This window comes from Mycobacterium sp. IS-1264 (genome assembly GCF_001954195.1).
Lineage (GTDB): Bacteria > Actinomycetota > Actinomycetes > Mycobacteriales > Mycobacteriaceae > Mycobacterium.
In genome coordinates, this window is sequence record NZ_MBES01000005.1 from 1 (window position 1) to 25,154 (window position 25,154).

A 25,154-nucleotide genomic window follows, 5' to 3' on the forward strand; every position below is an offset into this window, starting at 1 on the left:
ACCGACGTCGCTCCGAATCGGCTGGCCGCCGCGCAGGAGGCCGGCAAGCAGTTCGCCGACCAGCTGACGCCGGCCATCAACCTCGGGTTGGTGGAATTCGCGGCGAACGCCTCGCTGCTGGTCGCGCCGACGACGAACCGCGACGCGGTGAAGGCGGCGATCGACAGCCTCAAGCCCGCCCCGAAAACCGCGACGGGAGAAGGCCTCTTCACCGCGTTGCAGGCGATCGCCACGGTCGGCTCTGTGATGGGAGGCGGCGAAGGTCCGCCGCCGGCGCGGATCGTGCTGGAATCGGACGGCGCCGAAAACGTGCCGTTGGATCCCAACGCGCCGCAGGGAGCGTTCACCGCCGCGCGGGCCGCCAAGGACCAGGGCGTGCAGATATCGACCATCTCGTTCGGCACGCCGTACGGCACCGTCGAGTTCGAGGGCGCCAGCATTCCCGTCCCGGTTGACGACCGGACGCTGCAGAAAATCTGCGAGATCACCGACGGCCAGGCGTTCCATGCCGACAGCCTGGAATCGCTCAAGAACGTCTATACGACGCTGCAGCACCAGATCGGCTACGAAACCGTGAAGGGTGACGCGAGCCTGGCGTGGATGCTGCTCGGTGCGTTCGTGATGGCCGGCGCGGTATTGGCGGGCCTGTTCCTGAATCGCCGGCTGCCCGCCTGAGCGATCAGGTGGGAAGTCTTCGGTTGATCAGCAGCGCCAGAGCCGTCGCCACCAGCGCGACGACGACCCCGAGGCGCAGCCAGCCCGCACTGCCCGGTCCGGGCACCGTGCGATACCCGATCTCGTTCTCGATGGCGTCGTAGTCCTTGTTGAGCTGCTCGAGATTGGTGGCGGTGTAGGACTGCCCGCCGGAAAGCTGGGCGATCTTCTTCATCTGGTCCGTTGAGACGGGCACATTCACCCGCTGGCCGTCCATCTCGATGCTGCCGGTCTTGGTGCCGAACGTGATCGTGGAGATGGGCACCCCTTGATCCTTCGCCAGGCGCGACGCGGTGTAGACGCCGTCGCGTGGGTCGCTGGGATTTTGCGGCTTGTTCTCCCCGCCGTCCGACAGCAGCACGATGCGCGCGGGCGGCGGCTTGTCCCCACCCTGAACGGCCGACGCGCTGATCGCGTGCAGGGCGGTGAAGATCGCCTGGCCCGTCGCCGTGCTGTCGGCGAACTCGAGCTTCTTCAGGGCCTCGATGGTCGCCTGATGTTGCGGGGTCGGCGGCACCAGCAGGTACGGGACGCCCGCGAAGCCGACGAGCCCGAGATTGATGCCCGGCGTCAGCTGGCTCGCGAATTGGCTGGCCGCCTGCTCGGCGGCCTTGAGGCGGTTGGGCTCGACGTCGGTTGCCCGCATGGACTGCGACATGTCGATCACCAGCATGATCACCGCGCGGTTGCGTGGTATGCGCATGTCGTGCGTGGGGGTGGCCAGCGCGATCGTCAGCAAGAACAGGCAGAGCAGCGACACCGCGATCGGCAGATGCCGCCAGATCGACTGCGGCACCTCCGCCTCGGTGTACCGGCGCAGCCGCTGCCGGCGGCGGGCCTGAACGACGACGTAGAGCGCGAGTAAGGCCAGCGGGACCAAAGCGAACAGCAACATCGCCGGGCGCTGGAACCCATACAGCGGTAAGGGGCCGATTCCGGGAAGCGACACTCGGCTCACACCTTCCCGTCGGGGCCGCCACTGAATCACCGGCGGACGCTGCCGCCAGTAAAGAGGAGACTTGACTACCCGTCAAACGCTCGTGGACAGCGTGGCCCGCAGGATATCGGCGAACTCGCCTGGTGCCGAGATGAATCCGCCGTGATCGCCGGGAAACTCGATCGGCTGTACTCCGAGGAGTTCGGCCAGCGCAATACTTGTCCGGTACGTGATCAGGCCGCCGGACTCGGCGCCGATCCCGACGACTACCCGCGCCGGGCCGCGGGTGAGGGCAGCGATGTCGGGCCGGTAGGCGGCGGTGCCCCGCAGTTCGTGGGTGATGAACCGGGTGCCATCGGCCAGCTGCTGCGGTGGCGGTTCGGCTGCGACCGGGGCGCCCTGGGCGTCGCCACCGCCGGCCTGGAAGCCCGCGTTCACCATGAACTTCGTCATCGCGGCGGCCAGCCCGTCGCGGTGGAAGGTGTCGATGATGTCTTCGGTGTTGGCGCGCTGCTGGGCGGCGTCGGGCAGCAGCTCCAGCAACGGTGGCTCGTGCGCGACGAGCGTGCCGACACGGGTGGGGTGGCGAGTCACGAGTGCCAACCCGGTGAGCGCGCCGCCGGACGACCCCATCACGTCGGCCCGATCCGCACCGAGGTCGTCGAGAATTGCCGCGACGTCGTCCGCGCGTAGGTCGGGCGTGGAATCTTGGGCCGGGTCATCGACGGGGCTGCCGGAGATTCCACGCGGGTCGGTGGTGACGACGGTGTGGTCGCCTGCCAGCGCTTCGGCGAGCGGCGCGAAGTCCGCGGCGGGCATCGGCGAGCCGAGTATCACCAGCAGCGGACCCGCGCCGCGCACCTCGTAGTGCAGCCGGGCTCCGGGTACGACGAGCGAGTGGGTGGTCATCGAGTGGGTGGTCATGTAGGGAAGACTCGGCTCGACGGCCGAATTCACCGCTGTTCGCGCCGCTATTCTCGACGCAGCCGCCCCTCCACGAATTGCTCGAGCTTCTCCCACTCCCGCACCGCGGCGGAATACGGGCCCGCGGGCTTGCCGACCGAGCCGGGCTCGAGCACGTACGCCACCAGTTTGCCCAGCGGTCGACCCGTCGCGAGGGCCTTGTCGACCGTGCCCTCCTCGGAGTAGTCGCCGATGTCGCGGAGCAGCTCGACGGCCAGGTCGAGCTGGTCACGGTCCACGGCGTCGGGCCCGTCGGCGAAGTCGTCGGCCAGGCCGCTGAGCACGTAGATGTTCTCGTCGGTGACGTCGACCGCCAACGAGCCGTCAGTCGCGGCGGTGCGGATGTCGTCGTAGGTGCTCAGGTCGGACAAGTCGTGGTCGTGCTCGTCGGCGAGGTAGCGCGCCAGCGCCCGCTCGGAGCCGAACACGCTGATGCGCCCGTTGCGGCCCAGGAAGATCGGGCGATCGTCCAGGTAGCAGCGCAGCGTGTAGAACGTCCCGGAACTCGTCATGATCCGAATCGGGTCGATACCCACCTGCGCCCAGAAGTCCTTGTCGCTGCCCAGCACCACGGTGTCGCCGGCCGCGCGGGGCTCCTCCTCGTCCTCGGGTTCGTCTGTGTCGTCGCTGGCTTCGGACCCTTCGTCGTCCTCGGGCTCCTCGACGACGTCCTCGTCGGAGGCCTCGTCGGCGTCTTCGTCCTCGTCTTCTTCGAGCTCCTCGGCCAGTTCGTCGGCGGCCTTCGCCGACAGCTTCTCGTCGACCTCCGGCGTGCTGACGACGTCGTCGATCGCGCTGAGCACGTCGTCCCAGCTGCGCCCGATGATCTCGGCGATCGCATCCCAGCGCTTGGTGCCGGCCTTGCCGGTGAAGTTGTCGATCCCGCCGGACACCGTGCCGAGGCTGGGATTGCCGTTGAAGAACTTCGCCACCGCCGGCAGCTCGCACACCGACCCGATGGACGACACGATGGCCAGCGTGCCCGCCAGCGCGGCCACCGACTCCTCGGTCGGTTTCTCCGACACCAACTCCTCGACGGCGACCAGGTCGAATCGCTTGTCCTTGGCGGGGTCGAGGGTGCGCGCGTGGGCGCTGGTCAGCTCCTTCCACGCGGGGTGGTCGGCCAGATCGTTGTCGGAGTCCGAACGCACGAATGCGACCAGGTTGGAAACGGTCTCGAAGGCATAGAGGTCATCGTCTTTGCCCAGGAACGCCTCCCACTCGTCGCCGGCATCGCGCCAGCGGGGTGCCCACACGGTGTAGCGGTCACCGGCGGACAGGCTCAGGCGGATGGGCACGAGGTCAGCAGCCATGCGGCACACAATAGCGACGGCCGGCGTGCGTGCCGGGGCCGGTGTCGGGCCCGGTGGCGGCGGATGGCCTTTAGGGTGCCCAGATGGTCGCGATCGGGGGCGCGTTGGCCGCGTTACCCGTCTTCGGCAGCCCGTACATCTGTTCCAGGGTGGAAAGCACGTTGTAGTGGCTGATCTGCTCGGGGTAGTTGCCGGGCTGCACATGCGCGCCGTAGATCACCGTCGGGATCTGGTTGCGCGGACCGCCGTCGTCCTCGTCCCACGTGACGATCAGCAGGCTGTTGTTGGCCAGCGCCCAGTTGGCGTAGCCGGACAGCTGGCGGTTCAGCCAGGTGTCGGCCTGCCCGATCGAGCCGTCGTGCATGTTGTTGTCGTTGTTGGGAATGACGAACGACACGGTCGGCAGGCTGGCGTAGTTGCCCATCGGGAACGCGGAGAACGGCACCGAGTTCTGCGGCGGCACATTGGTGAAATCGGCCCACGGCACATGCTTGCGCGCGTACTTGCCGGCGCTGCACGCGGGCGAACCGACCGCGGGCAGGTCCTCGGCAAAACCGACGAATGTGTATCCGGCGGCGAGCAATTCGGAGCCTAGGTTAGGGGCATTGCCCCCATTGACGGGGCACGCGTTGCTGGTCACTCCGAGAGTGCTTCCGGCGAAGAGCGCCAAGTAGTTTGGCTGACTGGGATGTGTTTCGGCGAACGACTGGGTCATGTTCGCGCCGTGAGTGGCCAGCGCGGTGATGAAGGGCGTCTGCGGGCTGCCGATGATGTGTGCTTGAGAACGGTTCTCTTCCACCACGATTACCACGTGCGCGGGCCGGGGCAGCTCGGCGGCGGCCAGGCCCACCCGGGGAGTCGGCGGAATGGCCGCCAGACCCATCAGCATGACCGCGCCGGCCATTCCGAGGATGCGATATGCCCAGTCGATCAGCGTTCTCGGACTTCGAATTTCGCGCGACACCCCGGGAGTATATGAACGGGTCACCGACATTGACGGGACGCACGCACGCGTGTCAACGGGCCATTGCACAAAAGAGGTATATACGCTCGAATTCCATGGATGTCCGCGTCATCGACCACCCCCTGGCCGCCGCCAGGCTGAGCACGCTGCGCGACGAACGCACCGACACCGCGGGTTTTCGGGCCGCGCTGCGCGATCTGACGGCGATGCTCGTCTACGAGGCCACCCGCGACGCTGGCCGCGAGACATTCGCGATCCGCACCCCGCTAGCCGAGACGCTGGGTGTGCGGCTGGCCAACCCGCCGCTGCTGGTGCCCGTGCTGCGCGCCGGGCTGGGCATGGTCGACCAGGCGCTGGAGCTGCTGCCTGAGGCCAGGGTGGGTTTCGTCGGCGTCGCCCGCGACGAGGAAACCCACCAGGCGAGCGGATATATGGAATCGCTGCCCGACGACCTGAGCGCGCTGCCGGTGATGGTGCTGGACCCGATGCTGGCCACCGGCGGATCGCTGAAACACGCCGTCGGCCTGCTGCAGAGCCGCGGCGCGGCGGACATCACCGTGCTGTGCGTGGTGGCCGCGCCGGAAGGCATTGCGGCGCTTGGCAAAGCGGCGCCGGACGCGCGGCTGTTCACCGTGGCCGTCGACGACGGGCTCAACGAGATCGCCTATATCGTGCCGGGTCTCGGCGACGCTGGGGACCGGCAGTACGGGCCGCGCTAGCTACCAGGCTTGCACCGCGGACACCAGCTCGTCGCGTAACCCGGCCGCCCGTTCGCGGGCACGATGCAGGCCGTCGGCCACCGCGCAGCGAATCTCCAAGTAGCACTTCAGTTTCGGTTCGGTTCCCGAGGGCCGCACCACCACCCGGGCCGACGCCTCGTCGTCCCCGCCGGCGAAGATCAGCGCGTCACGGATGTCGGTCATGGTCGCCGGGAAGCGCGCCAGCCGTTGCGGCGGTGAGGCCCGCAGCGCCCCCATCAAGGCGGCGGCCTCGTCGGCGTCGGCGACCCGGCGCGACACCGCCGCGACGTCGTGGACGCCGTGGCGCAGGGCGAGCTCGTCGAGCCGATCGGACACCGAGCGACCCTGCGCTTTGAGCGCGGCCACCAGATCGCACACCAACACCGCGGCGCTGATGCCGTCTTTGTCACGCACCGCGGCGGGGTCGACGCAGTGGCCGATCGCCTCCTCGTAGGCATACACCAGGGCGCCGGGCTGGTCCGCGTCGGCGCGCGCCAACCATTTGAAGCCGGTGAGGGTTTCGACGTGGACCGCGCCGTAGTGCGCGGCGATGGCCGCCAGCATCCGCGACGACACCACCGTGCTGGCCACCACCGCGGTCGCGGGTCGCTCGTTCGACAGGATGTAATCGCCCAGCAGCCAACCGGTTTCGTCGCCGGAGAGCATCCGCCACCCCGGTGCGGTCGGGATGCCCACCGCGCACCGGTCCGCGTCGGGATCCAGCGCGATCGCGACGTCGGCGTGGGTGTCCGCGGCCAGCGTGAGCAGCGCGTCCGCGGCGCCGGGCTCCTCGGGGTTCGGGAACGCGACGGTGGGGAAGTCGGGGTCGGGTGCGAACTGGGCGCCGACGGTGTGCACCTGCTCGAACCCGGCGCGGTGCAGTGTGTCCACGGCGACGGCACCGCCGACCCCGTGCAGCGGGGTGAGGGCAACGCGCACCGGGCCGGTCGATCGCCGCACGCCGGCCGCCCGCTCGATGTAGCGCTCGACGAGGTCGGTATCGGCGGGTTCGACGGGTCGACGGCCGATCCGGTCGGCGAAAGGGGCTGCGGCCATTGCGGTTTCGATCTGACGGTCGGTCGGTGAGACGATCTGGATGCCGCCGTCGAAGTACACCTTGTAGCCGTTGTCGGTGCGCGGATTGTGCGATGCCGTGATCTGTATCCCCGCGGCGGCGCCGGTGTGGCGCACGGCGAAGGCGACCACCGGCGTCGGCACCGGACCGGGCAGCAGCAGCACCGAAAAGCCCTCGGCGGCAAGCACTTCGGCCGTCACGGTGGCGAAGATCGCCGAGCCGTGCCGGGCGTCGCGCCCCACCACCACCAGGGAACCGGCACGCCCACGATCCGTGAGCACTCGCGCCACCGCCCACGTTGCGCGCGACACCACCGCCACGTTCATCGCGTCGGGGCCCGCGCGCACCGGACCGCGCAATCCCGCGGTGCCGAAGGTCAGCGGTCGGGCGAAGCGCGCCGCACGCTCGTCGGGACCGCAGGCGGCGAGCTCGGCGGCCGTCGTCGGGTCCGGGTCGTGCGCGATCCACTCCTCGGGCGTCATGCGCTCTAAAACCGGGCTATGACGTCCGCCAGCAGGGCGCCCATCCGGCCCGCGGACGCGTCCCCCGCGGCGACCACGTCGGCGTGCCGCAGCGGCGCGGGCGTGAGACCCGCGGCCAGGTTCGTCACCAGGGAGATGCCCAGCACCTCCGCGCCGGCGGCCCGGGCCGCGATGGTCTCGTGCACCGTCGACATGCCCACCAGGTCGGCGCCGAGGGTGCGCAGCATCCGGATCTCCGCCGGCGTCTCGTAGTGCGGCCCCGGCAGGCCCGCGTACACGCCTTCGGTCAGCTGCGGGTCGCTGTCGCGGGCGAGCTTGCGCAGCCGCGGCGCATACGCGTCGGTCAGGTCCACAAACTGCGCGCCGACCAGCGGCGAACGCCCGGTCAGGTTCAGGTGGTCGCTGATCAGCACCGGCTCGCCGACCCGCATCTCGGGGCGCAGCGCGCCGGCGGCGTTGGTCAGTACGACGATGCGCGCCCCGGCCGCACAGGCGGCCCGCACCGGGTGCACGACGTGGGCCAGGTCGTGTCCTTCGTACGCGTGCACCCGGCCGGCCAGCACCAGCACCCGGTGCTCGCCGATGCGCACCGACATGAGCTCGCCGGTGTGGCCGACCGCGCGCGGCGGCGCGAACCCCGGCAGGTCGGCCTGGGGCAGCACGACGGTTGGGGAGCCCAGCGCGGCGACCGCCGGCGCCCATCCGGAGCCCAGCACCACGGCGACGTCGTGCTCGCCGATCCCGGTGCGCTCGGCGATGGCCTGTGCGGCTAGTCGCGCGAGTTGCTCGGGCGCGGGCGGGGATTCGGCCACAGTCGGGCAGCTTAGCCCGGTGACGCCTCACACGGCGGTTGTCAGCGGTCTATGTCAGGATCTGCCGTATGCGTCTCCGTACCTGGCCGGTTATCGGCCTCGTCGTCGCCGTCGGCCTGTCGGTGGCAATGCTCGCGAGCGGCCCCGCTCCGACAGCGCGAGCAGGGTGTCCCGACGTCCAACTGATCTTCATCCGCGGTACCGCCGAACCGCCCGGCCTGGGGGCCGTGGGCGATGCGCTCTTCGCCGCGCTGCAGCCCGCCCTCGGCTCGCGCAGCGTCGACTCGTACGCGGTGAACTATCCGGCCAGCTACAACTTTTTGACCACCGCCGACGGCGCCAACGACGCGCGCGATCACATCGCGGCGATGGCCGACCAATGCCCGGCCACTCGGCTGGTGCTCGGCGGCTTCTCGCAGGGCGCCGCCGCGGTCTCGATGCTGGCGGGGGTGCCGCCCGTCGGCCAGCGCATCGGCAACTTCGGATCCGCTCCCGCGCTGGATCCCGGCCTGGTGGGGAAGGTGCGAGCGGTTGCGGTGTTCGGCAATCCGGGCAACCGCTTCAACACACCCCTGTCGACGACGGGCGCGTGGGCCGGCCGGGCGATCGACCTGTGCAGTGACGGCGACCCCGTCTGCGTCGTCGGCGGTCGCGACCGGGATGCGCACCACGTCTACGAGGTGCCGCCCTATCCCGGCCAGGCGGCGGCGTTCATCGCCGGACTGGTGTAGCCCTCGGATCCTCGGGCCGTCGTGGCCGGGTGAGATACTGCGAGAATGCCCGCAGCACCCGCATTAGCCAACGTCGAGGACGTGGTGCGGCGTCGCGGATCCGACCTGGTCGAGCTGTCCCACGCCATCCACGCCGAGCCCGAGCTGGCGTTCGCCGAGCATCGCAGCTGCGCCAAGGCGCAGACACTGGTCGCCGAGCGTGGTTTCCAGATCACCGCGCGGCCCGGAGGTTTGGAGACGGCCTTTCGCGCCGACTTCGGCAGCGGACCGCTGGTGGTCGGGATCTGCGCCGAGTACGACGCGCTGCCCGAGATCGGGCACGCGTGCGGGCACAACATCATCGCGGCCTCGGCGGTGGGGACCGCGCTGGCGCTGGCCGAGGTGGCCGACGAGCTGGGCCTGACGGTGTCGCTGCTGGGAACTCCCGCCGAGGAGGCCGGCGGCGGCAAGGAGCTGCTGCTGCAAGCCGGGGTGTTCGACGACGTCGCGGTCGCGGTGATGGTGCATCCGGGGCCGGCCGACATCGCCGGGGCCCGCTCGCTGGCGCTGTCCGAAGCGGTCGTCGACTACCGCGGCAAGGAATCCCATGCCGCCGTCGCGCCGCACCTGGGGATCAACGCCGCCGACGCCGTCACCGTCGCGCAGGTCGCCGTCGGGCTGCTGCGCCAACAACTGGCACCGGGGCAGCTGGTGCACGGGATCGTCACCAACGGCGGACAGGCCGTCAACGTCATCCCCGGCCATGCGACGTTGCAGTACGCGATGCGGGCGGTCGAATCGGATTCGCTGCGAGAGCTGGAGGGCCGGATGTTCGCGTGCTTTTCCGCGGGCGCGCTGGCCACCGGCTGCGAATACGAAATCAACCAGCCCGCACCGCCGTACGCCGAGCTCAAACCCGACCGATGGCTGGCGGGCGTCTTCCGCGACGAGATGCGCCGGCTGGGCCGCAACCCGGTCGGCCCCGAGATCGAGGACGCGCTGCCGATGGGCAGCACCGACATGGGCAACGTGACGCAGGTGTTGCCCGGGATCCACCCGATCATCGGCGTCGACGCCGGTGGCGCCACGGTTCACCAGCGCGCCTTTGCCGCCGCGGCCGCCGGTCCCAGCGCCGATCGTGCGGTTGTCGACGGCGCAATCATGTTGGCGCGCACCGTCGTTCACCTCGCCGAGTCGCCCGATGAACGCGACCGGGTGCTCGCGGCGCGGGAGAGACGGGCGGCGTCATGAGCCTGGTCGACACCGCCGAGTCGTGGCTGGCCGCACACCACGAAGACCTGATCGAGTGGCGCCGCCACATCCATCGCTACCCGGAGCTGGGCCGGCAGGAGTACGCCACCACGCAGTTCGTCGCCGAGCGGTTGGCCGATGCGGGGCTCAACCCCAAGGTCCTGCCCGGCGGTACGGGCCTGACGTGTGATTTCGGTCCCGACCACGAGCCGAGAATCGCGCTGCGGGCCGACATGGACGCGCTGCCGATGGCCGAGCTGACCGGCGCGCCCTACACCTCGACGATGCCCAACGTCGCGCACGCCTGTGGGCATGACGCGCACACCGCGATCCTGCTGGGCACCGCGCTGTCGCTGGCGTCGGTGCCCGAGCTGCCGGTCGGGGTGCGGCTGATCTTCCAGGCCGCCGAGGAGTTGATGCCCGGCGGCGCGATTGACGCGATCGCCGCCGGGGCGCTGACCGGGGTGTCGCGGATCTTCGCGCTGCATTGCGATCCCCGGCTGGAAGTCGGCAAGGTCGCGGTGCGGCAGGGCCCCATCACGTCGGCCGCCGACCAGATCGAGATCACGCTGTATTCGCCGGGCGGGCATACCTCGCGGCCGCACCTGACCGCCGACCTGGTCTACGGGCTGGGCACGCTGATCACCGGGCTGCCCGGGGTGCTGTCGCGGCGCATCGACCCGCGCAACGGCACCGTGTTGGTGTGGGGCGCGGTCAATGCCGGCGTGGCGGCCAATGCCATTCCGCAATCCGGCGTGCTGGCCGGCACCGTGCGCACCGCCAGCCGGCAGACGTGGGTTGGCCTGGAGGAGTTCATCCGCGAGGCCGTGGGCGCGCTGCTGTCGCCGCTGGCGATCGAACACACGCTGCAATACCGGCGCGGGGTGCCGCCGGTGGTCAACGAGGAAGTCTCGACCCGCATCCTCATGCATGCGATCGAAGCCGTCGGCCCTGATGTGCTGTCCGACACCCGGCAGTCCGGCGGCGGCGAGGATTTCTCCTGGTATCTGGAGGAAATCCCCGGCGCGATGGCGCGACTGGGCGTGTGGTCCGGCGTGGGACCGCAGTTGGACCTGCACCAGCCGACATTCGACCTCGACGAACGGTCCCTGGCGATCGGGCTGCGCGTGATGGTCAACATCATCGAGCAGACCGCCGTCGTCGAGTCGGCCCTGTTCTAAGCGGAGGTTCCCGGGCCGATGTTGCGGGCCGGGCGGGTTCGCAGGTCGTGTACGTAATCGCTTGGGGCGCCGGCGATTTCGGCGGCATCGGCCATAACGCCGAGATAGCGCGCCGACGGCAGGCCACCCTCCCACGCGTCCAGCACATACAGCCACGCGAGCACGGGATCGGTGGTGGTGTCGGAGGACAGCCGTTCGACGCGGCAGCGAATTTTCTTGTGCACGCCGAACTCCGAGCCCTCCCAGCGGTCGAGGTTCTTCTCGTCTGCCGGCGTCATGTCGTATAGGACGACGAACACCTTCGAATTCGGGTCCTCGACGATCGTGGCCAGGGCCCCTTCCCAGCCGATGTCCTCGCCGCCGAACGTCAGCCGCCAGCCCGGCAGCCAGCCGGTTCCGGCCATCGGCGAGTGGGGTGCACGCTGCAGCATCTGCTCGGGATGCATGTTCGATCCGTAGGCGGCGTAGAGCGGCACGGGAAAAAGCTTAAACGGCACACCCGCAACCGGTATTCATCCGAGCGCCGTCCGTTCCACGCCGCGCTGCGGCGAGCGGCCTCGTCCCGATAGGTTAAGGACCGTGGTAACGCGCATCGTGATCCTCGGCGGAGGCCCGGCCGGTTACGAAGCCGCGCTGGTCGCCGCCACGTCTCATCCCGACACGACGCACGTCACCGTGATCGACTCCGAGGGCATGGGCGGCGCGGCCGTGCTGGACGACTGCGTGCCGTCCAAGACGTTCATCGCGTCCACCGGCCTGCGGACGGAGCTGCGCCGGGCGCCCCGGCTGGGTTTCGACATCGACTTCGAAGACGCCAAGATCTCGTTGCCGCAGATCCACACCCGTGTCAAAACGCTCGCGGCGGAGCAGTCCGCGGACATCGCCGCCCAGCTGCTCGCCGTCGGCGTCCAGGTGATCGCGGGCCGGGGCGAGCTCGTCGACCCCACGCGCGGCCTGGCCAAGCATCGCATCAAGGCCACCGCCGCCGATGGCACCACCAGCGAGCACGAAGCCGATGTCGTGCTCATCGCCACCGGCGCCAGCCCGCGGATCCTGCCGACGGCCCAGCCCGATGGCGAGCGGATCCTGACGTGGCGGCAGCTCTACGACCTGGAAGCGCTGCCCGAGCACCTGATCGTGGTGGGCTCGGGCGTGACCGGCGCCGAATTCGTGCACGCCTACACCGAGTTGGGCGTGCGAGTGTCGGTCGCGGCCAGCCGGGACCGGGTGCTGCCGTACGAGGACGCCGACGCCGCGCTCGTGCTGGAAGAGTCGTTCGCCGAACGCGGGGTTCAGCTGTTCAAGCACGCGCGCGCCGAGTCGGTCACCCGCACCGACGCGGGGGTGTTGGTCACCATGACGGATGGCCGCACCGTCGAGGGCAGCCACGCGCTGATGACCATCGGATCGGTTCCCAACACCGGCGGACTGGGCCTGGAAAGGGTCGGCATCGAGCTGGGACGCGGCAATTACCTGACCGTGGACCGGGTTTCGCGCACCTCGGTGCCCGGGATCTATGCGGCGGGAGACTGCACGGGTCTGTTGCTGTTGGCGTCGGTCGCCGCCATGCAGGGCCGGATCGCGATGTATCACGCGCTGGGGGAGGGCGTGAGCCCGATCCGGCTGCGCACGGTCGCCGCGACGGTGTTCACCCGCCCGGAGATCGCCGCGGTCGGGGTGCCGCAGTCGATGATCGACGACGGTTCGGTGCCCGCGCGGACCATCATGCTGCCGCTGCGGACCAACGCGCGGGCGAAGATGTCGGGCCTGCGGCAGGGCTTCGTCAAGGTCTTCTGCCGCCGCTCCACCGGCGTGGTGATCGGCGGCGTGGTGGTGGCCCCGATCGCGTCCGAGCTGATCCTGCCGATCGCCGTCGCCGTGCAAAACCGCATCACCGTCAACGAGTTGGCGCAGACGCTGGCCGTGTACCCGTCGTTGTCGGGGTCGATCACCGAGGCGGCCCGGCGGCTGATGGCGCACGACGATCTCGACTGAACGCCACTCAAAGGCGTCCGACGAACTAGCCTGGGGAGCAGTCCTACCGACGAGTAACTGACGGGAACCCCCGATGAGGAGTCTTTTGCCGTGAGTGACCCGATCCATGCGCCGACCGAACAGACCTGGCCGGCGTCCGTGCTCGGACCGCAGCAGCGCGAGGTGGCCTGGGAGCGGCTTGGCACCGAGCAGTTCGACGTGGTGGTCATCGGCGGCGGCGTGGTGGGCGCCGGGTGCGCGCTGGACGCCGCGACCCGCGGGCTCAAGGTGGCGCTGGTCGAGGCGCGCGACCTGGCGTCGGGCACGTCGAGCCGCTCGTCGAAGATGTTTCACGGTGGGCTGCGCTACCTCGAACAGCTGGAATTCGGGCTGGTACGCGAGGCGCTCTACGAGCGCGAGCTGTCGCTGACCACGCTGGCGCCCCATTTGGTCAAGCCGCTGCCGTTCCTGTTTCCGCTCACCAAGCGGGTCTGGGAACGCCCCTACATCGCGGCGGGCATCTTCCTCTACGACCGGCTCGGCGGCGCGAAATCGGTTCCGGCGCAAAAACATTTGACCCGCGCCGGGGCGCTGCGGCTGAGCCCCGGCCTGAAACGCAGCTCGCTCATCGGCGGCATCCGCTACTACGACACCGTCGTCGACGACGCCCGGCACACCATGACGGTCGCGCGCACCGCGGCGCATTACGGCGCGGTGGTGCGATCGTCCACCCAGGCGGTCGGATTGCTGCGCGACGGCGACCGGGTGATCGGCGTGCGCGTCCGCGACTCCGAGGACGGCGCGATCACGGAGGTCCGCGGCCACGTCGTGGTCAACGCGACCGGGGTGTGGACCGACGAGATTCAGGCATTGTCAAAGCAGCGCGGGCGATTCCAGGTGCGCGCGTCCAAGGGTGTGCACGTGGTGGTGCCGCGCGACCGGATCGTCAGCGACGTCGCGATGATCCTGCGCACCGAGAAATCCGTGATGTTCATCATCCCGTGGGGCAATCACTGGATCATCGGAACCACGGACACCGATTGGAATCTCGACCTGGCCCATCCCGCGGCCACCAAGGCCGACATCGACTACATCCTCGGCACCGTCAACAGCGTGCTGGCCACGCCGCTGACGCACGCCGACATCGACGGCGTGTACGCGGGGCTGCGCCCGTTGCTCGCGGGGGAGAGCGACGACACCTCGAAGCTGTCCCGGGAACACGCGGTGGCGGTGCCCGCGGCGGGCCTGGTGGCCATCGCCGGTGGCAAGTACACGACCTACCGGGTGATGGCGGCCGACGCGATCGACGCTGCGGCCCAATACGTTCCGGCCCGGGTCGCGCCGTCGATCACGGAGAAGGTGAGCCTGCTGGGCGCCGACGGCTACTTCGCGCTGATCAATCAGGCCGAACACGTCGGTGCGCTGCAGGGTCTGCACCCCTACCGGGTGCGCCACCTGCTCGACCGCTATGGCTCGCTGATCGGCGACGTGCTGGAGATGGCGGGCGAAACCCCCGGCCTGCTCAGCCCGATCAAGGAAGCCCCCGGCTACCTGCGGGTCGAGGCCGTGTACGCGGCGGCCGCCGAGGGCGCGCTACATCTGGAGGACATCCTGGCCCGCCGGATGCGCATCTCGATCGAGTATTCGCACCGCGGCGTCGACTGTGCCCGGGAGGTGGCCGACCTCGTCGCCCCGGTGCTGGGGTGGAGCGCCGAGGACGTCGACCGCGAGGTCGCGAACTACACCGCCCGGGTGGAGGCCGAGATCCTGTCGCAGGCGCAGCCCGACGACGTGTCGGCCGACGAGTTGCGCGCCAGCGCGCCCGAGGCCCGCGCCGAGATCCTCGAGCCGGTGCCGCTCAATTGAGTCCCGATTGAGGCTGCGGTGAGGGCCGCGCCGCTGCCGGTTCGCGACGGGCTGGGGCCCGCGCGGGTGCGGCTGCGCGGCGGACCGGTGCTGGCCGAGCTGACTGCACGATTCGGCGAGCCGGCCCGCGCGAAAGTGCTGGCCGGGGAAGTCGTCGACGCCGACGGCGTGGTGGTCGACCACGCGACCGTGCTGCCCGCGGGCGCGGCCGTCTACCTGTATCGCGAACTGCCGCAAGAGGTTCCGGTGCCCTTCGACATGCCGGTGCTGTATCACGATGCCGACATCGTCGTCGTCGACAAGCCGCACTTCCTGGCCACCATGCCGCGTGGGCAGCACGTCGCGCAGACCGCGCTGGTGCGGTTGCGACGGGAATTGGGGCTGCCCGAACTGAGCCCGGCGCATCGACTGGACCGCCTGACGGCCGGGGTGCTGCTGTTCACCGTCCGGCGCGAGCTGCGGGGGGCTTACCAGTCACTGTTCGCCCGCGCCAAGGTGCGCAAGACGTATCTGGCGCGTGCGGCGGTCGATCCCGACCTGGTGCTGCCGCGGGTGGTCGCGAGCCGCATCGTCAAGCGGCGGGGACGCTTACAGGCGGTCTGCGAGCCGGGCACGCCCAATGCTGAGACGCTGGTGGAGTTGTTGTCGCCCGACGGTCTGTATCGGTTGACGCCGCGCACGGGACGCACCCATCAGCTGCGGGTGCACATGGCCTCGCTGGGGATACCGATCGCGGGTGATCCGTTGTACCCCAACGTCATTGACGTCTCACCCGGCGACTTCGGTACGCCGCTTCGACTGCTGGCCCAGCGCATCGAGTTCGACGATCCGGTGACGGGCTCGCGCCGCGAATTCGTCAGCGGTCGAGAAGAGCCGTGAGCCAATCGAAGTCGCGGATGTGTCCCGTCAGGATTTCGGGGGGTTCTCCCCAGGGCCTTCCTCGGGCGTGTACTGCGGGCAATATGCCTTGATGGCCGCGCCGACGAAGTAGCCGGAATGATAGGCGGGCATGGCGCTGCTGTTCAGCACGTCGTTCACCACATCGGCAGGCTTCGCCCCGTCGTCCAGTTTCTGGCAAACCATGTGGCCGGCCTCGATCGCATGCGAGGGAGAAACATGGTCGGTGATGCCCTCTTGGTTGAGGGTCGCCAGGAACTTGTCGTCTTGGGTGTTGGCATGCGCGCTCGGGACCGCTGCCAGCGGTCCAAGCAAAGCGACCGCCGCGGCTAGCAGAAGGCGGTGAACCATTTCGGATGCTCCCCTGAAGTGAGATGGTTTTGCTGAAGCCATGTTGGTCCGCCAACGTGGGTGTTTCAGCTTCTACGGGCAATATTCTCCGGGGTACATCGATTTCTGACAACCGCACGCCCAGGTCAAACGGTAGTTGTACATATTTTGTTCACCCGCCGGTCAGGTTTTCGACAGGGCAAGAGCACCGCAAGCGCAGCGAGGTCACCGCGGCGCCGACCCGGTCGGGACCCGGTGCGAAATCAAAATCACGATGATCGAAGCGGCGGCCGCCGCGGGCGTGACGAAGCTCATAGGGTGGCGCTGCCCGACCGTCGGCCAATAGGTAATTTGACGACATGCCATGGGCGCGATTGCTGTCGGTCAGCGTCCTCGCAATTTGCCTCGTGGGATGCGGCGAGCGCCACGTTTCGGCGGCCAGCTCTCGAGATCTGTCGGGGACGTTCCGTTCCGGCGGCATGGACCGCACCTACACGCTGCACGTGCCGCCAGGCGACCCCGTCGCGCTGGTGCTGAGTCTGCACGGCGGCGGCGGTACCGGGATCGGGCAGCGGGGTCTCACCGACTTCGACACAGTCGCCGACGCCCACGGCTTGCTCGTGGTCTATCCCGACGGTTACGACAAGAGCTGGGCCGACGGGCGCGGGGCGTCGCCGGCGGACCGTCACCACGTCGACGACGTCGGCTTCCTGGTCGCGTTGGTGGGCAAGCTGCGCAACGACTACGGCGTCGCGGTGGGGCATGTATTTGCCACCGGCATGTCCAACGGGGGCTTCATGTCCAACCGGCTGGCGTGCGAGCGCGCCGATGTGTTCGCCGCGATCGCGCCGGTGGCGGGCACGCTGGGCACCGGTGTGGCCTGCAATCCGTCGCGTCCGGTTTCGGTGTGGGAGGCGCACGGAACCGCCGATCCGCTGGTGCGTTTCAACGGCGGCGATGTGCGGGGTCGCGGCGGCGTCAGCCACTCGATATCCGCCGCCGCCATGGTGAGCAAGTGGCGCATTGTCGATGGGTGCCAAGGCGATCCGACGGCGGACGCGTTACCCAACGTCGGTGACGGCACCGTCGTTCACCGCTTCGACTCCACAGCGTGCGCGCAGTCGACCGAGGTGGTCTTCTATCAGATCGACAACGGCGGACACACGTGGCCGGGCGGCAAGCAATACCTGCCCAAGGCGGTCATCGGATCCACCACGCGCGCGCTGGACGCATCGGAAGCGATCGCGCAGTTTTTCCTGGCGCACGCACGCGACTAGCCGGATTCAGCGTTGGCAGCTGGGGCACCAGTACGTCACGCGCTCACCGCTGTCGTCGGATTCGATCCGCGTGCCGCAGCGACGGCAACCCTGGCCCGCCCGGCCGTAGACCCACAGCTGGCGACCCGGCCGGGTGTCGCCGGTGGTGCAGCGATTCCAGCGTAACCGGTTGGCCCACAACATATCCCGGGCACGTGAGACCAGGCGGCGCGGGTCGTTGACCGCGCTCACGGGCGCGGTCGGCAGGTGTCCGCTGACGAAGCACAGTTCGTTGCAATACACGTTGCCGATGCCCGCCAGCACCCGCTGATCCAGCAGCGCCTCGGCGATCGGTCGGTCCGGGCGCGCCGCCAGGTTGGCGGCGGCAACCCGCGGGTCCCAATCTTGGCCCAGCAGGTCGGGTCCCAGATGAGCGACGACGTCGGTGTCGTGGTCGCGGTCGAGGACCTCCAGCACGCCGAGGTCGATCCCGACGGCCCGAATCCGACCGGCTTCCAGGATGATTCGGGTCCGGTGATCCACCCGCATCGGGCGGTCGCCGACCCGCCAGCTGCCGTCCATCTTCAGATGCGAGTGAATGCTGGCCCGCCCGACGCGGACGAACAAATGCTTCCCGCGGCTGAATACCTCGTCCACCACGTGTCCGGTGAGGTCGACGGTGGCGAACTGCGGCACCCGGATATCGCAGCGGGTCAGCGTCTGCCCGGCCAGCTGTTGCCGCAGCGTCGCCGCCGTATGCCAAACCGTGTCGCCTTCCGGCATTAGTCTGCCGAGCTCACCGCAGCCGCATTCCGCGCGGGGTGCGCACGAAGCCGGCGTCGGACAGGGCGTCGACCGGACCGGGCCCGCCGGCGCGCGGTTGCAGCGCCGGCACTCCGTCGATGCGTTCGACGAGAATCGACGCGACCCGGCGGGTGGAGACCAAATCGGCCAGCGCCAGGGCCGCCGCATGATCGGCCGCGGGATCGTGGGTGAAGGTGAGCAGGGAGCGCCCGCCGCGCTCGAGGAACCACGCCAGCTCGCCGTCCACCAGCACGACCAGCGCCCCGGCTTTACGGCCCGGCCGCGCCCCGGGGCCGGGCCCGTCCTCGCTCGACGTGGGCCACGGCAGCGCGGCGCCGTAGGGGTTCGCCGGGTCGGCGGCGGCCAGCACCACCGCCCGATATTCGGGCCGCTCGGGGTCGATCCCGTCGAGATAGCTGCGCAGCCGATCCACGGTCGAGGCGACGGCGAACTGCGCCCCGCCCAGTGACTCGACAAAATAGCCCCGCTGGCACCTGCCGGCTTCCTCGAACGTGCTCAACACCTTGTAGAGGGTGGCGAATCCGCCCGGGACGCCCTCCGCGGCCACCGCGCCCCTGGTCAGCACGCCGTGCCGGTTCAGCAGCAGCTCGGCTTGGTAGTGGGCTCGCACCGTGGAATCCGGCTCGGGGGCGGGCAGCGCCGACCACCGGCCGGCGACGGTCGGGTCGGTCGGGCGATGCTGGGCGTGCGCGACGCTGTAGCGGCTCAGCCGGGGCGGACGATGCGCTCGGTGCGCGGGCGCGGAACGCTTGCGGGCGCCCGTGCCGCCCAGGACCGCGCGCACCGGGGCGAACGTGTCGCCGGTGACCCAGCCGGCCCAAATCAGTTCCCACAGCGCGGCTTTCAGCGTTGCCTCGCCGACACCGTCCTGCGCGAGCTGCCGGAAGAAGTACGCGCCGCCTCCCGCCAGCGTGTCCAGGATCGCGCGGTGGGCTTCGGTGAAGTCGATCTCGGCGGGTGCGGCCAGGGTCAGGGGCGCGGATTCGCTGGTGTGGAACGCGATCCAGCCATCGCTGCCCGAGATCGCCCCGGCGCCCGACCAGGTGACCTCCCCGGTCGCGAGCAGCTCGTCGAGCATCGCGGGCGAGTAGTCGCGGATCCGCGGAGCCAGCACCAGCGGTTCGATCGCGGAGGCCGGCATCCGAACGCCGGCCAGCTGATCGACGACGGACATCAGCCCGTCGATACCCGACTGTGGCGACGACACCCGGTGCCAGGCCGGCAGGAACCGGCCGTAGGCGGCGGTGCTCACCGGCTCGACCTGCGCACGCAGCGCGGCCAGCGAGCGTCGCCGCAGGATGCGCAACACGTCGGAGTCGCACCACTGCTCGGCGCCCGCGCCCGACATCTCGGCGGCGGCGACGAAGTCGCCACGCACCAGCCGCCCGTCGGCAGCCAGCCGGCCCAGCACGTCGGCGGTCACGCGCAGTCCCAGGCCGAAGCGGGCGGCGACTTCGGCGGTGGTGAATGGCGTGTGGGTGCGCGCGTAGCGGCCCAGCAGCTCGCCCAGCGGGTCGGCCACCTCCTCGGTGAAGGCGACCGGGACGCCCGGCGGGACCGCGGCCCCGACCCCGTCGCGCAGCCGGCCGATGTCTTCGACCGCCACCCACCAGCTGCGGCCGGCGAACGACACCGTCAACGCGCGGCGGGCCGTGTGCAGGCCTTCCAGCCAGCCGCCCACATCGGCGCCACCGGCGCGCGCCGCGACCTCGTCTTCGGTCAGCGGCCCGAGCAGTCGCAGCAGATCCGCGACCGCCTCGGCATCGCGCGCTGCCCGGTCGGGCGACAGGTGCTGCAACTGTCGGCCGGTCGCGGCGATGACCTCCGGATCGAGCAGCTCGCGCAGCTCCACGCGGCCGAGCAGCTCGGCCAACAGCGTGCTATCCAGCGACAGTGCCGCGGCGCGGCGCTCGGCCAGCGGGGAATCGCCCTCGTACATGAACGCGCCGACATAGCCGAACAACAGCGAGGCCGCGAAGGGGGAGGGCGTAGCCGTCTCCGTTTCGACCACTCGCACCCGGCGACCGGCGATGCCGGCCATCAACTCGACCAGCGCAGGGACGTCGTAGACGTCCTGCAGGCATTCCCGGATGGTCTCCAGCACGACGGGGAAGTCGGGGTACTTGCGCGCGACGTCCAGCAGCTGGGCCGCGCGCTGGCGCTGGTGCCACAGCGGTGAGCGGCGGCCCGGGTGGCGGCGGGGGAGCAGCAGGGCGCGGGCCGCGCACTCCCGGAACCGCGACGCGAACAACGCCGACCCGCCCACTTCGGCGGTCACGATCGGGTCGATTTCGTCGGCGTCGAAAACGAAAAGCTCTGCACCCGGCGGTGTTTCGGCGGTATCCGACAGGGTGTCGGGCAGGTGCACCACGATGCCGTCGTCGGAGGCGGTCGGTTTCTCGTCGATCCCGAAGCGTTCGTAGAGGCGACGGCCCACGGCCAGCGCGAGCGGCCCGTGCACCCGCAGCCCGTACGGCGAGTGCAGGATCACCCGCCAGTCGCCCAGTTCGTCGCGGAACCGCTCCACCAGCAGCGTGGTGTCGGTGGGGACGACGTTGGTGGCCGATTTCTGGTCGTCCAGCAGCTTCCACAGGTTTTCGGTCGCGTAGGCATCGAAACCCAAACTCGCGCAACGTTTGTCGAATGCGTCGCGGTCTAGGCCGGCCAGCTCGCCGGTGAACGCGCCGAGCGCGGCGCCGAGTTCGGCGGGCCGGCCGACGTCGTCGCCCCGCCAGAACGGCAGCCGGGCCGGCTGGCCGGGCGCCGGGATCACCAGCACCCGGTCGTGGGTGATCTCGGTGATCCGCCAGCTGGTCGCCCCCAGCGAGATGACATCGCCGGGACGTGACTCGTAAACCATTTCCTCGTCGAGTTCGCCTACCCGCGAAGGCTTTTCGGACTCGGTGGCGAGGTAGACCGTGAAGAGCCCGCGATCGGGGATGGCGCCACCGGAAGTGACGGCCAGGCGCTGCGCCCCGGGCCGCGCGGTCAGCGTGCCGGCGTCGCGGTCGTAGATCAATCGCGGTCGCAGCTCGGCGAACTCGGTGGACGGGTATTTCCCGGACAGCAGGTCCAGGGTGGCCTCGAAGACGCTGCGCGGCAGGGTCGCGAACGGCGCGGCCCGCCGCACGGTGTCGAACCACCGGTCGGCGTCGAGTGGCTCCAGCGCGGCCGCGGCCACGGTGTGCTGCGCCAGGATGTCGAGCGGGTTGGCGGGCACCCGCATGGTCTCGATCTGCCCGGCGAGCATCCGCTGCACGGTCACCGCGCAGCCGATCAGGTCGGTGCGGTGCTTGGGAAACAGCGCGCCCCGCGAGACCTCGCCGACCTGATGGCCGGCCCGCCCGATGCGCTGCAGGCCGCTGGCCACCGACGGCGGCGCCTCCACCTGGATCACCAGGTCGACGGCGCCCATGTCGATACCCAGTTCCAGGCTCGACGTGGCGACCACCGCCTTGAGCAGCCCGCGCTTGAGGGCTTCCTCGACGACGGCGCGCTGTTCCTTGCTGACCGAGCCGTGGTGGGCGCGTGCCAGCACCGGCTCGGCGCCATACGTCTGGCCGCTGCCCAACAGGTGAGCGGGCGCCCCGCCCGGCACCCCGGAGTTGCCCTGCCCGGCAAGCGCGACACCGCTGCGCTCGGCGTGAATCTCGTTGAGCCGTGCGGTAAGTCGCTCGGCCAGCCGCCGCGAGTTGGCGAACACGATGGTCGAGCCGTGCGATTCGATCAGGTCGACCAGGCGCGCTTCGACGTCCGGCCAGATGGTGTTGTCCGCCAGGTTGGCCATGTCGGGCACCGGCACCTGGACGGTCAGCTCCACAGTCTTGGCCGACGGCGGGGCCACGATGGTCGTCGGCGCCTGGCCGGACAGGAACCGGGCGAGCTCCTCGGGCGGACGCACGGTCGCCGACAGCCCGATGCGCTGGGCGGGCCGGCCCTCGGGGACGTCGCGGGACAGGTCGTCGAGGCGCTCGAGCGACAGGGCCAGGTGCGCGCCGCGCTTGCCGCCGGCGATGGCGTGGATCTCGTCGACGATCACCGTCCGCACGCCGGCCAGGGTTTCCCGCGCGGCCGAGGTCAGCATCAAAAACAGCGACTCCGGGGTGGTGATCAGCACGTCGGGCGGGGAGTTGACGAGCTGACGACGCACGGCGGGCGGGGTATCGCCGGAGCGGACCCCGACGCTGATGTTCGGGGCGGGCAGGCCGTGGCGATCGGCGATCCGGGTGAGGCCGGCCAGCGGGGTCCGTAGGTTGCGCTCGACGTCGACGGCCAGCGCCTTGAGCGGTGACACGTAGAGCACCCGGGTCCCGGGCGGGCGCTCGGCGCTGCCGGCGAGGCTATCCAGGGCCCACAGGAAAGCGGCCAGCGTCTTACCGGATCCCGTCGGCGCGATCACGAGCGTGTTGTCGCCGTCGGCGATCGCGTCCCACGCATCCGCCTGCGCCGTGGTCGGGGCGGCGAAGGTGCTGCCGAACCACTCGCGCGTGATCGCGCTGAACCGGCCCAGCGGGTCGCGAGTGGTCATCTAGCCATGGTGCCAACAGGCACCGACAAAAACGATCGGCTAGCGCGGTTCGAGACGAGCGGTCGCCATCGCATGGGACAGCTCGTCGGGGATCTCCGGCACCCGGGCGATCGCGTCGAACAACGCGTGCGCGCACGAATCCGCGAGGCGGTCGGCGTTGGTGCTGGGGTCGATGATGCGCTGCCGGCACGTCTCGAAGGTGAACGCGAGCCAGCCATGGCAGATCACCCGCAGGTCCCGTTCCACATCGGGTTCCAGCTTCGTCCCCAGCTTTTCCACGAGCTCGGCGATGCGGCTCATGATGTGTTCCATCTGGCGGTTCTTGGCGTCGTCCTCGACGCCCAGCAGAACCGGGTCCGACCGGCCCAGGCCGACATACGCGGCCCACGCGGCCTCCGGGTTCTGCTCGTGGTAGGCCATGTAGGCCAACACACCGCTGCGCACCTCTTCGAACATCGTCAGTCCGGTGGCGGTGTCCTTGTTGGTGGTTTCGTACAGCCGGTCGGCCTCGTCCTTGACGACGGCGGCGAAGAACGCCCGCTTGTCGGGGAAGTAGTGATACATCAGGGCCCGGGACACGCCGGCGCGCTCGGCGATCTCGTCGATACGGACCTCGTCGTACGGCCGCTTCCCGAAGACTTCGGCACCTAGCGCGAGCAGCTCGGCGCGCCGATCCTCTGGGGATAACCGCCTCCTGGCTGTCGGCATGTGTCAGATAGTACTCACGGTGTTCAAGATCACTCGCCGAGTGCGCGTATTGGAACTTCGCCCCTGGGCCAGCGATAACGCGCTGGAGTAATTGACGGTGTTGGTACTTCGGCGCGCGTAGGCCAGTGACCGTCCTGCCCGCCGCCGGGAATGGCGTCCGCTTGCCCCGCGCCCGCCATTTCCATAGGCCGGCACCTAGGCGGTAAGCGGTTTACCCGGGTTTAGCGCGGGGTATCTGCTCCCATGCGCCTTCTCGCCGGGGCTGGCAGGGCCGGGCGGCAGGAAATTTCAATAACGCGGTAATAAATGCGACGTAACGAACGATGGATCAAGAGCAGCCAAGGATATGAGGTTCTCAGATGCCAAAAGCGGATGAGCGATCACGAGGCGATCGCTTAGGCCAGGAAGACGGCGAGGTACACGCCGCCATCCGTTTTGCCGCCCTGGCCACGGCCGCCGGCGTCGGGTTCATCGTCCTGGCCGCGTTGTGGGTCAGCACGTGCCCGGGGACGGGCGTCGACACCGCGGCGTGCGGCGCGCCCCAGCGGACCGTGCTGGCGTTGGGTGGACCGCTGATCCTGTTGGCCGGCGGGCTCTGGGCATTCCTGCGCACCTACCAGGTATGGCGCCACGAGGGGACCTGGTGGGGATGGCATGGCGCGGGCTGGTTTCTGCTGACACTGACCGCGGTGACGGTCTCTATGGGCGTGCCCGCGATTGCGGGGCCGGTTCTCGCCCTTTAGCCGCTTGGAGCGCTTAGCTGGCCGCGCGCTGGCGCGGCGGGCTCTTGTCGCCCGCGACGTGCCACTGCTCGTCGATCCGGCTCACGCGGCGAAGCTCCACGACGAACCACAGCGCCCCCGCCACGCTGCCCAGCACCGCGACGAGGACCGTCGTCGGCAGCCATTCGTAATGTCCGTACGCGGCGGCCGCCGCGGTGGCGATCATCCCGGCGACCGCGACGATGAACAGAATGAATCCCGGCCAGAAGAGGTTGTCCTTCATCGTGATACCAGCGTGCGGTTGCGTGGTCCGGAAATGGTCCGTCGGATCGTGATGCCTGTCTCCCATCACCTCTCCCTCCGCCACTGTCGGATGAGATAACCAAAATGCTACTCATTCGGCGGACCTTGTGAAACGCCGTCAGATAGGGCCGGGCGCCTCGCGAACGAGCGCCTCGGGCAGCGTGATCGCCCCGACCGTGGTCACGAGCCAGACCACGATCGTCGTGGCAATCCAGGACGCGCCGCCGTGGATGACCAGCCCGTGGGTGAACCCCGACGCGAGACCCAACGCGACGACCGTCAGCGCAAGGCCGGTGCCGCCGAAGAGCAGTGACGCGTACGCGCGGGGCAACCGCAAAATCCACGGCGAGAGGATCGCCTGCAACACCGAGAACACCGCCACCGCGACCACGAATCCGGACACCGACACCCAAACGCCGGGCACAACCCAGGCCGCCAGCGCCAGGCCGATCGCCCACGATCCCAGAAGCACAACTGCCCGAAGCAGAATTTGCCTCATAACGACAAGTGTAGGTCTCGCGGTTGCCACCGTTAAGGACCGCGTTTACCGAAAACCGGTCGTCGCGGTTACCGGACCCGCGGAGCGGGTATCTGGACTAGACC

At 69.7% G+C, this 25,154-nt stretch carries 22 protein-coding genes and 1 pseudogene; 10 read left to right on the plus strand and 13 right to left on the minus strand.

The features are described 5' to 3' along the window. Positions 1–675, plus strand: a 675-nt coding sequence (locus A5744_RS00445) for a VWA domain-containing protein (protein WP_076057640.1), incomplete at its 5' end; no start/stop codon positions are given. A 4-nt stretch (positions 676–679) separates the two neighbouring features. Here the strand turns inward: A5744_RS00445 and A5744_RS00450 are convergent. From A5744_RS00450 to A5744_RS00465, 4 genes are all read right to left on the minus strand, one after another. Beyond that, positions 680–1,663 carry a VWA domain-containing protein gene (locus tag A5744_RS00450; protein WP_076057641.1) on the minus strand — a complete coding sequence of 328 codons (984 nt, stop codon included), beginning with the start codon at positions 1,661–1,663 and terminating at the stop codon, positions 680–682. 81 nt (positions 1,664–1,744) lie between these two features. Further along, entirely contained in the window at positions 1,745–2,575 is an 831-nt protein-coding gene (locus tag A5744_RS00455; RefSeq protein ID WP_205866272.1) for an alpha/beta hydrolase, read from the minus strand. Between the two features lie 47 nt (positions 2,576–2,622). After that, positions 2,623–3,927 carry a primosomal protein gene (locus A5744_RS24535; protein ID WP_076057642.1) on the minus strand — a complete coding sequence of 435 codons (1,305 nt, stop codon included), beginning with the start codon at positions 3,925–3,927 and terminating at the stop codon, positions 2,623–2,625. A gap of 70 nt (positions 3,928–3,997) precedes the next feature. Continuing rightward, positions 3,998–4,831 carry an alkaline phosphatase family protein gene (locus tag A5744_RS00465; protein ID WP_076057643.1) on the minus strand — a complete coding sequence of 278 codons (834 nt, stop codon included), beginning with the start codon at positions 4,829–4,831 and terminating at the stop codon, positions 3,998–4,000. Between the two features lie 155 nt (positions 4,832–4,986). Between A5744_RS00465 and upp the strand changes: the two genes are divergently transcribed. Next, positions 4,987–5,610, plus strand: a complete 624-nt coding sequence (upp, locus tag A5744_RS00470) for a uracil phosphoribosyltransferase (RefSeq protein ID WP_076057644.1) — start codon at positions 4,987–4,989, stop codon at positions 5,608–5,610. On the opposite strand, the gene A5744_RS00475 is transcribed toward upp, so the two are convergent. Together A5744_RS00475 and A5744_RS00480 are read right to left on the minus strand one after the other, a co-directional pair. Further along, positions 5,611–7,188 (minus strand): phospho-sugar mutase, encoded by a 1,578-nt coding sequence (locus A5744_RS00475; protein WP_076057645.1) that lies wholly within the window; start codon positions 7,186–7,188, stop codon positions 5,611–5,613. It abuts the gene before it with no gap. A 5-nt stretch (positions 7,189–7,193) separates the two neighbouring features. After that, the gene (locus A5744_RS00480; RefSeq protein WP_076057646.1) at positions 7,194–8,000 is read right to left on the minus strand and encodes a purine-nucleoside phosphorylase; all 807 of its coding nucleotides are present in this window, start codon (positions 7,998–8,000) and stop codon (positions 7,194–7,196) included. Positions 8,001–8,116: 116 nt separating this feature from the next. Between A5744_RS00480 and A5744_RS00485 the strand changes: the two genes are divergently transcribed. From A5744_RS00485 to A5744_RS00495, 3 genes are read left to right on the plus strand one after another with little or no spacing between them, the layout of a single operon-like run. Next, the gene (locus A5744_RS00485; protein ID WP_205866274.1) at positions 8,117–8,731 is read left to right on the plus strand and encodes a cutinase family protein; all 615 of its coding nucleotides are present in this window, start codon (positions 8,117–8,119) and stop codon (positions 8,729–8,731) included. A gap of 45 nt (positions 8,732–8,776) precedes the next feature. Then, positions 8,777–9,961, plus strand: a complete 1,185-nt coding sequence (locus tag A5744_RS00490) for a M20 family metallopeptidase (RefSeq protein WP_076057647.1) — start codon at positions 8,777–8,779, stop codon at positions 9,959–9,961. Then, the gene (locus tag A5744_RS00495) at positions 9,958–11,142 is read left to right on the plus strand and encodes an amidohydrolase (protein WP_076057648.1); all 1,185 of its coding nucleotides are present in this window, start codon (positions 9,958–9,960) and stop codon (positions 11,140–11,142) included. Before A5744_RS00490 ends, A5744_RS00495 begins: the two co-directional genes overlap by 4 nt. Here A5744_RS00495 and A5744_RS00500 read toward each other — a convergent pair. Next, positions 11,139–11,618, minus strand: coding sequence for a gamma-glutamylcyclotransferase (locus A5744_RS00500; protein WP_076057649.1), 480 nt, complete (start codon positions 11,616–11,618; stop codon positions 11,139–11,141). The genes A5744_RS00495 and A5744_RS00500 overlap by 4 nt on opposite strands. 103 nt (positions 11,619–11,721) lie before the next feature. Between A5744_RS00500 and A5744_RS00505 the strand changes: the two are divergent. From A5744_RS00505 to A5744_RS00515, 3 genes and pseudogenes are all read left to right on the plus strand, one after another. Further along, positions 11,722–13,198 (plus strand): annotated as a pseudogene (locus A5744_RS00505) (NAD(P)H-quinone dehydrogenase). Positions 13,199–13,227: 29 nt separating this feature from the next. Beyond that, complete coding sequence (locus A5744_RS00510; RefSeq protein ID WP_076057651.1) at positions 13,228–14,982, plus strand: glycerol-3-phosphate dehydrogenase/oxidase; 1,755 nt, start codon at positions 13,228–13,230, stop codon at positions 14,980–14,982. A gap of 18 nt (positions 14,983–15,000) precedes the next feature. Next, on the plus strand, positions 15,001–15,861 hold the full coding sequence (locus A5744_RS00515; protein ID WP_076057652.1) for a pseudouridine synthase: 861 nt from the start codon (positions 15,001–15,003) through the stop codon (positions 15,859–15,861). Between the two features lie 27 nt (positions 15,862–15,888). Here the strand turns inward: A5744_RS00515 and A5744_RS00520 are convergent, their stop codons facing one another. After that, entirely contained in the window at positions 15,889–16,230 is a 342-nt protein-coding gene (locus tag A5744_RS00520; RefSeq protein ID WP_076057653.1) for a DUF732 domain-containing protein, read from the minus strand. 338 nt (positions 16,231–16,568) lie between these two features. On the opposite strand from A5744_RS00520, the gene A5744_RS00525 reads away from it, so the two are divergent. After that, positions 16,569–17,486 (plus strand): PHB depolymerase family esterase, encoded by a 918-nt coding sequence (locus tag A5744_RS00525; RefSeq protein ID WP_076057654.1) that lies wholly within the window; start codon positions 16,569–16,571, stop codon positions 17,484–17,486. 6 nt (positions 17,487–17,492) lie between these two features. Here A5744_RS00525 and nei2 read toward each other — a convergent pair whose 3' ends face one another. The 3 genes from nei2 to A5744_RS00540 are packed head-to-tail and all read right to left on the minus strand — an operon-like array spanning position 17,493 to position 23,526. Then, positions 17,493–18,248: an endonuclease VIII Nei2 gene (nei2, locus tag A5744_RS00530; protein ID WP_076057655.1), complete on the minus strand. Its 756-nt coding sequence runs from the start codon at positions 18,246–18,248 to the stop codon at positions 17,493–17,495. A gap of 13 nt (positions 18,249–18,261) precedes the next feature. Then, entirely contained in the window at positions 18,262–22,818 is a 4,557-nt protein-coding gene (locus A5744_RS00535) for an ATP-dependent helicase (protein WP_076057656.1), read from the minus strand. A 39-nt stretch (positions 22,819–22,857) separates the two neighbouring features. Continuing rightward, positions 22,858–23,526: a TetR/AcrR family transcriptional regulator gene (locus tag A5744_RS00540; RefSeq protein WP_076057657.1), complete on the minus strand. Its 669-nt coding sequence runs from the start codon at positions 23,524–23,526 to the stop codon at positions 22,858–22,860. Positions 23,527–23,885: 359 nt separating this feature from the next. Here A5744_RS00540 and A5744_RS00545 point away from each other — a divergent pair, with 359 nt between their 5' ends. Next, positions 23,886–24,269, plus strand: a complete 384-nt coding sequence (locus A5744_RS00545; RefSeq protein ID WP_076057658.1) for a hypothetical protein — start codon at positions 23,886–23,888, stop codon at positions 24,267–24,269. Positions 24,270–24,282: 13 nt separating this feature from the next. Here the strand turns inward: A5744_RS00545 and usfY are convergent, their stop codons facing one another. Next, positions 24,283–24,597: a protein UsfY gene (gene usfY / locus A5744_RS00550; RefSeq protein WP_076057659.1), complete on the minus strand. Its 315-nt coding sequence runs from the start codon at positions 24,595–24,597 to the stop codon at positions 24,283–24,285. A 72-nt stretch (positions 24,598–24,669) separates the two neighbouring features. Then, positions 24,670–25,050, minus strand: coding sequence for a phage holin family protein (locus A5744_RS00555; protein WP_076057660.1), 381 nt, complete (start codon positions 25,048–25,050; stop codon positions 24,670–24,672). Positions 25,051–25,154: the final 104 nt, after the last annotated feature.

What these genes read in the sequence shown, in the direction of transcription:
- A5744_RS00455 (WP_205866272.1), bottom strand. Translation starts at nt 2,575, where the DNA reads ATGACCACCCACTCGATGACCACCCACTCGCTCGTCGTACCCGGAGCC.
- A5744_RS24535 (WP_076057642.1), bottom strand. Translation starts at nt 3,927, where the DNA reads ATGGCTGCTGACCTCGTGCCCATCCGCCTGAGCCTGTCCGCCGGTGAC.
- A5744_RS00465 (WP_076057643.1), bottom strand. Translation starts at nt 4,831, where the DNA reads ATGGCCGGCGCGGTCATGCTGATGGGTCTGGCGGCCATTCCGCCGACT.
- upp (WP_076057644.1), top strand. Translation starts at nt 4,987, where the DNA reads ATGGATGTCCGCGTCATCGACCACCCCCTGGCCGCCGCCAGGCTGAGC.
- A5744_RS00475 (WP_076057645.1), bottom strand. Translation starts at nt 7,188, where the DNA reads ATGACGCCCGAGGAGTGGATCGCGCACGACCCGGACCCGACGACGGCC.
- A5744_RS00490 (WP_076057647.1), top strand. Translation starts at nt 8,777, where the DNA reads ATGCCCGCAGCACCCGCATTAGCCAACGTCGAGGACGTGGTGCGGCGT.
- A5744_RS00495 (WP_076057648.1), top strand. Translation starts at nt 9,958, where the DNA reads ATGAGCCTGGTCGACACCGCCGAGTCGTGGCTGGCCGCACACCACGAA.
- A5744_RS00520 (WP_076057653.1), bottom strand. Translation starts at nt 16,230, where the DNA reads ATGGTTCACCGCCTTCTGCTAGCCGCGGCGGTCGCTTTGCTTGGACCG.
- A5744_RS00525 (WP_076057654.1), top strand. Translation starts at nt 16,569, where the DNA reads ATGCCATGGGCGCGATTGCTGTCGGTCAGCGTCCTCGCAATTTGCCTC.
- nei2 (WP_076057655.1), bottom strand. Translation starts at nt 18,248, where the DNA reads ATGCCGGAAGGCGACACGGTTTGGCATACGGCGGCGACGCTGCGGCAA.
- A5744_RS00535 (WP_076057656.1), bottom strand. Translation starts at nt 22,818, where the DNA reads ATGACCACTCGCGACCCGCTGGGCCGGTTCAGCGCGATCACGCGCGAG.
- A5744_RS00540 (WP_076057657.1), bottom strand. Translation starts at nt 23,526, where the DNA reads ATGCCGACAGCCAGGAGGCGGTTATCCCCAGAGGATCGGCGCGCCGAG.
- A5744_RS00545 (WP_076057658.1), top strand. Translation starts at nt 23,886, where the DNA reads ATGCCAAAAGCGGATGAGCGATCACGAGGCGATCGCTTAGGCCAGGAA.
- usfY (WP_076057659.1), bottom strand. Translation starts at nt 24,597, where the DNA reads ATGGGAGACAGGCATCACGATCCGACGGACCATTTCCGGACCACGCAA.
- A5744_RS00555 (WP_076057660.1), bottom strand. Translation starts at nt 25,050, where the DNA reads ATGAGGCAAATTCTGCTTCGGGCAGTTGTGCTTCTGGGATCGTGGGCG.